General features: G+C 76.5%; 2 protein-coding genes and 1 pseudogene. 2 read left to right on the top strand and 1 reads right to left on the bottom strand.

Translation table 11 applies throughout. The features are described from left to right. Positions 1 to 579 precede the first annotated feature (579 nt). On the top strand, positions 580 to 1167 hold the full coding sequence (locus tag CTKZ_RS14715) for a VanZ family protein (RefSeq protein ID WP_124343647.1): 588 nt from the start codon (positions 580 to 582) through the stop codon (positions 1165 to 1167). Between the two features lie 68 nt (positions 1168 to 1235). Here CTKZ_RS14715 and CTKZ_RS14710 read toward each other — a convergent pair whose 3' ends face one another. Then, positions 1236 to 2429 (bottom strand): NAD(P)/FAD-dependent oxidoreductase, encoded by a 1194-nt coding sequence (locus CTKZ_RS14710; protein WP_235843499.1) that lies wholly within the window; start codon positions 2427 to 2429, stop codon positions 1236 to 1238. Between the two features lie 373 nt (positions 2430 to 2802). On the opposite strand from CTKZ_RS14710, the pseudogene CTKZ_RS14705 reads away from it, so the two are divergent. After that, positions 2803 to 3945: pseudogene (locus tag CTKZ_RS14705) on the top strand (BTAD domain-containing putative transcriptional regulator); the annotation flags it as partial.

The following is a 3945-nucleotide window of genomic DNA, read 5'->3' as shown; positions in this document are numbered from 1 at the left end:
CTCGAGCACGCCGCCACGATCGCGCCGACCCCCCGCGAGCGTCGGCTGCTGACCGAGCGCGCCGCCGCGGCCGCGTCGCGGGCGACGTCCGGGACCGCGGCGCCGACGGCGGCCGACGCCGCACCGGGGGAGCCGGGCGGACCGTCCTGACGCGACCTGACCGTGCCGACCGGGTCCGGCGCCCGACCGGGCCCCACCTTCCGATGACCCGACAGGCCTGTCGGCACGTCGCACGCCGGGGAGGGTCGCTGCACCCCTGGGCAGGAGATGTCCGGATCGCTACATTCGCAGACGGACCCGACGGCGAGTCCGCCGGGTCCGGGCGGGTGGGCCGACGGTCGCGTCAACCGCGGACCGCCCGAAGCGCCGGTGGCGTGCCACCCCCCTCTCGGCACGCCACCGGCACCCCCGGATCCCGTCCGCCTCCGGATCCGTGCCGCCTCCGGACCTGCCCGCGGACGCGCGACCGACCCGTGTCCGACCACGGGCGGACGACCTGCGACGCGACGGCTGGCACTGTGAGGCGGTGCCGTCGACCCGTCGACGTGCCGGAGCGTCGTCGTACAGAACAGGTCACGCGTGTTTCGTCAGGTCCCCGTCCTCCCGGTCGTCGTCCCCCTCGCTGCCGCAGTGCTCGCGGCGCTGCTGTGGTCGCTGGCCCGCCGCGGACGGCTCTCCGTGCCGCGCGCCGCCGTCGCGGTCGTGCTCTGCGTCTACGCCGCCGGGGTCCTCGCGAACACGGTCTTCCCGATCTACCTCGACAAGCCGGTGAGCAGCGAGCCCTGGACCAACGGCGTCGTCGTGGTGCCGTGGACGCCGTACGAGGTCGCCGACGCGGTGATGAACGTGGTGGTCTTCGTGCCGCTCGGGTTCCTCGTGCCGCTGCTCGTGGCCCGGGTGACGTGGTGGCGGGCGGTGGCGGTGGCGGCCGTCGTCAGCCTCGCGATCGAGGTCACGCAGGGGGTCACCGCGCACCTGCTGGGCGGGGGGCACGTCGCCGACGTGCACGACCTGGTCTTCAACGTCGTCGGCGGTGCGCTCGGCTACGCGGCCTTCGTCGCCGTGTCACGCGTGCCTGCCGCCCGGGCGCTCGTCAGCCGCTTCCGGTGGCACGACGACGCCCTGGACCCCGCTCACGCCGCGCAGCCGGAGCCGGTGCGCGGCTGAGCTCAGCCGTCCCGACGGCGCCTGGCGCGGGCCCGGTCACCCCGGTCGCGTGCCGACGTCCGTGTCGCTCAGGACACCTTGCCGCGGAGGAGTCGCCGCCAGTAGATCGGCGGTTCGAGGTACCGGTCGAAGAGCAGGAGGCTGCGGCGCGGCCGTGCCAGGTCCGGCACGCGGACGGTCGGCTCGGGTCGGCGTCGACGGTCGAACTCCGCGAGCAGCAGCCGGCTGCGGGACGTCGTCACGGGAGCGACCGAGTACCCGTCGTAGTGCCGCATCGTCGCGCCCGTGCGCCGGGCGGCGATGTTGTGCGCGACGACGGGGACCTGCCTGCGCAGCGCACCGCCCGAGGGGAGGGCGTCGACCTCGGCCGCGTCGCCCAGACCCCACACGCTCGGGTGGTCGGGGTGCTGCAGCGTCCGCGGGTCGACCGCGAGGAACCCGTCGCTGCTCGTCGAGGTCAGGCCGCTCGACGCCAGCCACTGCGGCGCGCGGTGCGGCGGCGCGAGGAACAGGGCGTCGTACGCGAGGTCGTCGGTGCCGCCCGGGGTCCGGAGCCGGAGGCGTCGGGCGGTCGCGTCGACGTGCTCGACCGCGGTCGACGTCCGGACGTGCACGCCGTACCCGGCCGCCGCCGCCCGCAGCTCACGGTCGGACTCCGGGAGGTCGACCAGCCGGTCGGCCTCGAGCAGCAGCTCGACCCGGATCTCGTCGAGGACCCCGGCCCGGCGCCAGTGGTCGGCGGCCAGGAAGAGCGGCTTGAGGCCGACCGGGGCGCACGGGACGTGGCGGTCGGAGATCGCGAACACGGCCGTGCCCGAGGTGAGCGACGACAGCAGCTCCCAGGCCGCCGGCGCGTGCTCGGGGAGGTAGCTCGTCGACGCGGACCCGGCGCGCACGGCGTCCTGCGCGCCCGGGATCGCGTCCCAGTCGACCTGCGAACCGGGGCACACCGCGAGGTCGGTGTACGTGAGCTCGCCGCCGCTCGCGAGGCGGACCGCCGACCGAGCCGGGTCGATCGCGGTCACCGCGTCCTGGTACCACCGGACCCCGGGCGGCATCGCGTCGGCCTGCGGTCGGCGCAGGTCGTCGAGGGTCGCCATGCCGCCCGCGACGTAGGACAGCAGCGGGCGGTACTCGTGGACGACCTTCGGCTCGACGACCGCGACGTCGCGGCAGCCGTCGCGGCGGAGCTTCGCCGCGAGCGAGATGCCGGCGTTGCCGCCGCCGATCACGAGGACGTCGTGGTGATGGGGACCGGTCACGATCGGGACCACGCTCCGTGTGCGTCGGGGACGCGCCACGCTACGTCGGGACGGTCGGGCCCGCGCGCCGGGGCGCCGGCGCGGCGCCGTCCCCCGACGGACCGCGCTCGCGGAGCCGACGACCGCGGACTCCGCGCGACCCGGGACGCCGAGGGCCCGGTCGGCATCCCGTATCGCAGTATTTCGCCCGGTATCGCCCTGTCGTGGCGTCCGTGACTTTGCGAGGATCGCCGGAGAGGTGCCGGCGACGGGGGCTGCCCGGCACCCAGGGGGTCCGGGGGGCTCGATGTCGCGAGGGCGCGATGCCGTCGCCGACCCGGTGGTGGGCGCGAGCGTCCCGACCGCCGGGCGAGGCGTGGTCCGGCGTGCACTGATGCACCGGCTGGACGACGTCCTGACGACGCGGTGCGGTCTGGTGGTGGGCCCGCGCGGGTCCGGGAAGACGACCGTCATGCGGCAGTGGGCGCGCACGAGCCGGCTGCCCGTGGTGTGGGGGCGCTGCACGCCCGCGGGCATCGCCGTGCGGTCGGGGACGCGCACCGAGCTGCTGGCGCCCGACGCGGTCGGGCGGTCGGTGCTGGCGCGACGCGCACCGACGCTGCTGGTCCTCGACGACGCGCACGAGCTGCTGGTCGGGCGCGTGGAGGACGACCTGGAGCGGCTGCTCCTGCCGTCGACCCCCGACGTGCACGTCCTGCTCGGCACGGTGCGACGGCCCACGTTCAGCCTCGCGCGGTCGGAGTTCCCGCCGCCGACCGTGCTCGACGCCGACGACCTGCGGCTGCGTGTCTGGGAGGTCGACCGGCTGTTCCGCGACGTGTACGGGCACCCGCTGGCGCCCGACGACGTCGAGCTGCTGACCGACGAGACCGAGGGCTGGGCGGCCGCCGTGCACCTGTTCCACCGGTCGACGTCGGGGCTGCTGCCCGCGGACCGGCGACGCGCGGTGCGCAGCCTCGACACCGACACCGGGTACGCGCGGGACTACCTGGTCGACGAGGTGCTCGCGCCCCTCGACCGCGCGCAGCTCGACGTCCTGCACTGGGGGTCGGCCTTCGACGACCTCACCGCCCGGCGTGTCACCGACCTGGTCGGGGACCCGGACCCGGCGGCCGACGCCGCCGCGGACGTGCTGCGCACCCTCGACCGGCGGTGGTCGCTCGCGCGGACCGACGACGGCGTCCGCTACCGCCTGCCGCGCGTCCTGCACCGCCACCTGCGGACCGCGCACGCCGCGCACCTCGGCCCCGCCGCGACGCTCGCGTGGCGGGAACGGGCCGTGCTCGTCGCACGCAGCGACGCACCACCGGCGCGCCCACCGGTGCACGCGCACGACACCGACTGGACGTCCACGGCCGCGGGCTCGTGGGCGTCCGTCGTCCGGGCGGCGACCCGGCGGGACCCCTCGACGGCCGCGCGGGGCGCCGCGCTGCTCACCGGTGTGGACCGGGCGCTCGCGGAGGGGCTGTGCCTCGTGCTCGCGGGTGCACACCGGGCCGGCCGGGACGCGCTGCGC

The sequence above is a fragment of the Cellulomonas algicola genome, assembly GCF_003851725.1.
GTDB classification, from domain to species: Bacteria; Actinomycetota; Actinomycetes; order Actinomycetales; family Cellulomonadaceae; genus Cellulomonas; species Cellulomonas algicola.
Note: the sequence above shows the minus strand (reverse complement) of the source record. Positions and strands in the feature narration are given on the sequence as shown.